Annotated in this window: 6 protein-coding genes; all 6 read left to right on the top strand. The window is 66.7% G+C overall.

The window, feature by feature from the left end; translation table 11 throughout:
* Window positions 1-51 precede the first annotated feature (51 nt).
* From ABGB16_RS33015 to ABGB16_RS32990, 6 genes are read left to right on the top strand one after another with little or no spacing between them, the layout of a single operon-like run.
* Window positions 52-651: a YqcI/YcgG family protein gene (locus tag ABGB16_RS33015; RefSeq protein ID WP_347671980.1), complete on the top strand. Its 600-nt coding sequence runs from the start codon at window positions 52-54 to the stop codon at window positions 649-651.
* Entirely contained in the window at window positions 651-1,460 is an 810-nt protein-coding gene (locus ABGB16_RS33010) for an arginase family protein (RefSeq protein WP_347671979.1), read from the top strand. Before ABGB16_RS33015 ends, ABGB16_RS33010 begins: the two co-directional genes overlap by 1 nt.
* Window positions 1,461-1,481: 21 nt before the next feature.
* The gene (gene cysK, locus ABGB16_RS33005) at window positions 1,482-2,459 is read left to right on the top strand and encodes a cysteine synthase A (protein ID WP_347671978.1); all 978 of its coding nucleotides are present in this window, start codon (window positions 1,482-1,484) and stop codon (window positions 2,457-2,459) included.
* Window positions 2,460-2,471: 12 nt separating this feature from the next.
* Window positions 2,472-3,596 carry a homoserine O-acetyltransferase gene (locus ABGB16_RS33000; RefSeq protein WP_347671977.1) on the top strand — a complete coding sequence of 375 codons (1,125 nt, stop codon included), beginning with the start codon at window positions 2,472-2,474 and terminating at the stop codon, window positions 3,594-3,596.
* 13 nt (window positions 3,597-3,609) lie between these two features.
* Window positions 3,610-4,356: an SDR family oxidoreductase gene (locus ABGB16_RS32995; RefSeq protein WP_347671976.1), complete on the top strand. Its 747-nt coding sequence runs from the start codon at window positions 3,610-3,612 to the stop codon at window positions 4,354-4,356.
* Window positions 4,357-4,370: 14 nt separating this feature from the next.
* Window positions 4,371-5,144: a hypothetical protein gene (locus ABGB16_RS32990; RefSeq protein ID WP_347671975.1), complete on the top strand. Its 774-nt coding sequence runs from the start codon at window positions 4,371-4,373 to the stop codon at window positions 5,142-5,144.
* Window positions 5,145-5,225 lie beyond the last annotated feature (81 nt).

Genomic DNA, 5,225 nt, shown 5'->3' with positions numbered 1-5,225 from the left:
TTGATCATGCTCGCAGCTCATCACTTGTGACCATCCGAACTAGACACTCAGATGATCACTGACGGGCTGCGAGCCCTTCACTCTCGGGTCGGCTCAGCCACAAACCCCGCTCAAGTTCGAAGAGCCGTCATGGCGTTCGCCGAGGATGCGGTGCGGGCGCAGACCGTCGAGGACTACCACGCCTTCGGTTGGTGGATTCTCTCCGAACTCCACGACATCGACCCCGCGCCCTGGCCCGAGCAGGTGGCAAAGGATCCGAACTCGCCGGGCTGGTCGATGTGCTTCAACGGCATGCCGCTCTTCTGCAACATGAGCAGCCCGGCCCACCGGACACGGCGCAGCCGCAACCTCGGCGCGCACTTCATGCTCGTCATTAATCCGCGTGAGCGGTTTGACATCTTCGCCGGTGACACGCCCAGCGGCCGCAACGTACGCGCGAACATCCGCGACCGCATCGACCGCTACGACGGCACCCCTCATTCACAGCATCTGAGCTCCTACGGCAGCGGGGCGCTCGAATGGCTTCAGTACAGCCTCGCCGAGAACGACGCCGAGCGGACAGATCGATGCCCGTTCGCGTTCGGCGGGCACGGCAGCACCCCGTTTTTTGGCGGGTATAGCAACGACTCGGCTGGAAAGGATCTTTCTTGATGATCGACCTCATCGTCTCCCAGGGGCGGGTGGCGGACCGGGCGGACCGGATGATCGAGGGCGCGGCACGTACGGCGCGCGCCGTGGAGGAGCGCTACGGGCTCTCCGCCCAGTACATCGGAACGCCCGCGCCGGCCGTGAACGACGACTGGACCGAGAGTCTTCCCCAGGCCCGCGAGACGCTGCTCGCCATGGCGAAGGCGGTCACCACGAGCCTCGACGGCGGCGATCTTCCGGTCCTGTTAAACAATACGTGCTCGGTCAGCCTTGCCACCCTGCCGGTCGTCGCGCGAAGGTTCCCTGATGCCGTCGTCCTCTACGTCGACGCGCACGGCGACTTCAACACTCCGGAAACGACCGACACCGGCTACCTAGGCGGCATGGTGCTTTCGGGTGCATGTGGACTGTGGGACAGCGGCCACGGGGCCGGCCTGAAGCCCGAGCAGGCGGTCCTGATCGGCACCCGCGACGTCGACCCGGCCGAGCAGACGCTCATCGAGAAGACGGGAGTGCGGGTCATCCCCCCGAGCCAGACCACGGCCGAGAACATCATGGCCGCCATCGGCGGCGCACGGGTATGGGTCCACATCGACTGGGACGTCATGGATCCGGGCGCGGTCCCCGCGGACTACACGGTGCCCGACGGCCTGCTGCCTGCGCAGATCCGGGCAATCTTCGACGCCATCCCGAGGGAGCGGCTGATCGGCGTCGAGTTGGCCGAGTTCAATGCCCCGATGGACGAGGAGCAGATCGAGCAGGCCCTCGCCGTGATCCTCGACATGGTCTCCCCCACGCTCGACGCGGCTTGATTTCGAAGGACGGTTCGCGCGATGGCCCTCTATGAAAGCATCCTCGACACCATCGGCCACACCCCGATCGTCCGGCTTCACCGGATGTCCCCGGCGCACACTACGGTCTATGTGAAGGTCGAGTCGTTCAACCCAGGTGGTTCGGTCAAAGACCGCCTCGCCCTCGGCGTGGTCTTGGACGCCGAGGCCAAGGGGCTGCTCAAGCCCGGCGACACGATCGTGGAGTGCACCTCGGGCAACGTTGGCATCGCATTCGCGATGGTGGCCGCCGCCCGCGGCTACCAATTCGTGGCGGTGATGGGCGACACCTACTCCAAGGAGCGGCGTAAGCTCATCCGCGCGTACGGCGGGAAGGTGCTCCTCTTCCCCGGCGCCCTTGGCAGCAGCGGCGGCAACCGGATCGCCGACGAACTGGCCGAGAAGCACGGCTGGTTCCGGGCTCGGCAGTTCGACAACCCGGCCAATCCGGCGTACCACCGGGAGACCACCGCGGCCGAGATCCTCGGCGACTTCGCGGGCAACCGCCTGGACTACTTCGTCACCGGCTTCGGCACCACCGGCACGCTGACCGGCGTCGGCCAGATGCTGAAGCTGGCGCGCCCCACAGTACGCATCGTCGTCCTAGAGCCGGAGAATGCCGCCGTCCTGGCTGGCAAGGAATGGAATGTGCACCAGATCCAGGGCCTGGCCCCCAACTTCGTGCCCAGCGTCCTCGACCAGACTGTCATCGACGAGCTCGTGACCATGGACGAGGTCGTGGCCCGCGACACCGCGCGCCGTCTGGCCGCCGAGGAGGGCATTTTCGTTGGCATCTCGGCCGGCGCGACGCTGGCCGCAGCTCTGCGGATCGCCGAGGCGGCGCCGGAAGGCTCGGTGCTGCTCGCGATGCTTCCCGACACCGGTGAGCGCTATCTGTCCACCTTCCTGTTCGACGGCATGAATGAAGAGTCGGACGACGAGTGGCTTGCCTCACTGGACGCCGGCTCCGGCGGCATCTGATCGGGGCCGCGGATGAGGGAGTTCATTCCTCCGGCTACGCGCTTCATCACGTTGCCCGACGGTTTCGCGATGAGGCGCGGGGGCGTGCTCGACGGCGCGCGGGTCGCCTATGAGGCCGTCGGGCGATTGAACGAGGCACGGGATAACGTCGTCCTGATTCTCACCGGCATGTCCCCTGACGCGCACGTCGCCGCGCACCCCGACGACCCCACCCCTGGCTGGTGGGAGCACATGGTGGGGCCGGGCAAACCAATCGACACAGACCGGTGGCATGTGCTCTGCGTGAACGCGCTGGGCAGCTGCAAGGGCTCGACGGGGCCTGCCTCGCTCAATCCCACCACCGGCGAGCACTATGGGCTGGGGTTCCCAGAGTTATCCATTGAGGACGTCTCCGATGCGGCGGCCGTCGTCGTCCGCGCGCTGGGCATCGATACCCTGGCCTGCGTCATCGGTGCTTCCATGGGCGGGATGAGCGCGCTGTCCCTGCTGGTCCGCCATCCCGGCCTGGCGCGCAGCCACATCAACATCTCTGGCGCGGTGCACTCGCTGCCCTACGCGATCGCCATCCGCTCGCTGCAACGCGAGGCGATCCAGTCCGACCCGAAGTGGTCGCTCGGGCGCTACCGCGACGACGCCAGGCACTATCCGCGAACCGGGATGCTCCTCGCGCGGAAGCTGGGCATGATGACCTACCGCTCGGCCCGGGAATGGGATCAGCGCTTCGGCCGCACCCGGCTCGCCGCGGAACGCTGGGCGGCGAACGGCCCGTTCAGCGCCGAGTTCCAGGTCGAGAGTTATCTCCAGGCGCACGCCGACCGGTTTGTGCACAACTTCGATCCCAACAGCTATCTCTACCTCAGTAGGTGCATCGACCTGTTCGACCTTGGCGAATCGTGCGGCAGCACTGCGGAAGCGGCGCTGTCGCGGCTACGCCTGGACGCCGCGCTGGTGATCGGGGTGGAGACCGACACGCTGTTCCCGCTGCATCAGCAGCGCCAGATCGCGGACGGCCTAAGCAAGGGCGGAACGGATGTGCAGCTCAGTCCGCTGGAATCGGACGAGGGGCACGACGCCTTTCTGGTCGACATCGCCCGCTTCGGCCCACCGGTGGCCAAGTTCTTGTCAGTGATTTGGTAGATAGGAGTAAACCTTGCGCGAGGTTCTGTCAAAGGTCGCGCTCGTCACCGGCGCCAACCGCGGCATCGGGCGCGAGATCGCGCGGCAGCTCGCCGAGAACGGCGTACACACGCTGGTCGCCGGCCGTCGGCGTGAGGCGGTGGCAGAAGCCGCGGCGAGCCTGCGGAGCATGGGTTTCGACGTCGCACCACTCGTCTTGGACGTCACCAAGCCGGAAAGCATCGCGGCGGCCGCCGCCGAGGTCGCCGAGAAGTACGGCCGCCTCGACATCCTGGTCAACAATGCGGGCATCCGCATCGAGGAGTACGGCAAGCAGCCCTCCGAGCAGCCCATGGAGCGGTGGCGGGAGACGTTTGACACCAACTTGTTCGGCGTTGTCGAGGTGACGACAGCCTTCCTGCCGCTCATCCGCAAGTCCGCGGCGGGTCGCATCGTCAACGTCTCCAGCCTGCTGGCGTCGCTAACCAAGCACGGCGATCCGACGTCGTATGTCTACAGTGACGCATTTAAGTCCCTGCCCGCCTACAGCGCCTCCAAGAGCGCGGTGAACTCCTGGACCGTGCACCTGGCGTATGAGCTACGCGACACGCCGATCAAGGTCAACTCGGTGCATCCGGGCTACACCAAGACGGATCTGAACGACGGTGCGGGCGACCTGGAAATACCGATCGGTGCGAAGACGAGCGTCGACATGGCGCTGCTCGGCGCCGACGGCCCGAGCAGCAGCTATGTCCACCTGGGCAAAGTCCTCCCGTGGTAGAAGGGGTCCCTACAGTGAACAACGTCGCCCTGGTCACCGATGTGGCCAGCCTTCCCATCGACTACGACATGGCCCTGCTGCTCGACGCATGCCGGGCCGCCGGGCTCGCCGCCGAGGTACGCGACTGGGAGGACCCGACCGCCGACTGGTCGGCATACGACGCGGTCCTGCTGCGATCCCCATGGGCCTATGTGGACCGCCTGCCCGCGTTCCTCGCCTGGTGCGAGCGCGTCGACGCCGTGACGGAACTCCACAATCCGCTGCGCGTGGTGCGGTGGAGCCTCAACAAGCTCTACATGGCCGATCTCGCCGCGCGCGGCGTACCGGTGGTGCCCAGCGCGTTCGTCTCGCCGGACACGGATCCACCGGCCGCGGTGCGGCAATTCCTCGCAGTGCATCCCGAGGCCGAGGAAATCGTCGTCAAGCCCACGGTGGGCGCCTACTCCAAGGATGTCCAGCGCTTCGTCCGCTCGCTGGAGGCAGACGCGGCCGCGCATGTCGCACGGCTGCACTCCGACGGCTTCGTCGCGCTGCTCCAGCCGTACGTGGAGTCGGTCGACCGTGACGGCGAGACGGACCTGATCTACTTCGACGGCGTCTACAGCCACGCCATCCGCAAGAGCCCGATGCTCATGCCGGACGGCACGGTGAACGTCCCCACCTTTGAAAGCCGTACGCCCCGCGAAGCCGACGAGAATGAGCGCGCCGTGGCCTCGGCGGCGCTCGCGGCGGCCGGCGCGCACCTAGGGCGTGTCTCGTGGATCTTCGGGGCGGGTTTTGGTAGATAGATTGGCGTGTCTCGACGGCATGAGCTGACCGATGACGAGTGGGCGCTTCTGGCGCCGTTGCTGCCAGCGGATCCGCCGCGT

Origin of the sequence: Micromonospora sp. B11E3 (assembly GCF_039871625.1) — a bacterium.
Taxonomy (GTDB): domain Bacteria; phylum Actinomycetota; class Actinomycetes; order Mycobacteriales; family Micromonosporaceae; genus Micromonospora.
Note: the sequence above shows the minus strand (reverse complement) of the source record. Positions and strands in the feature narration are given on the sequence as shown.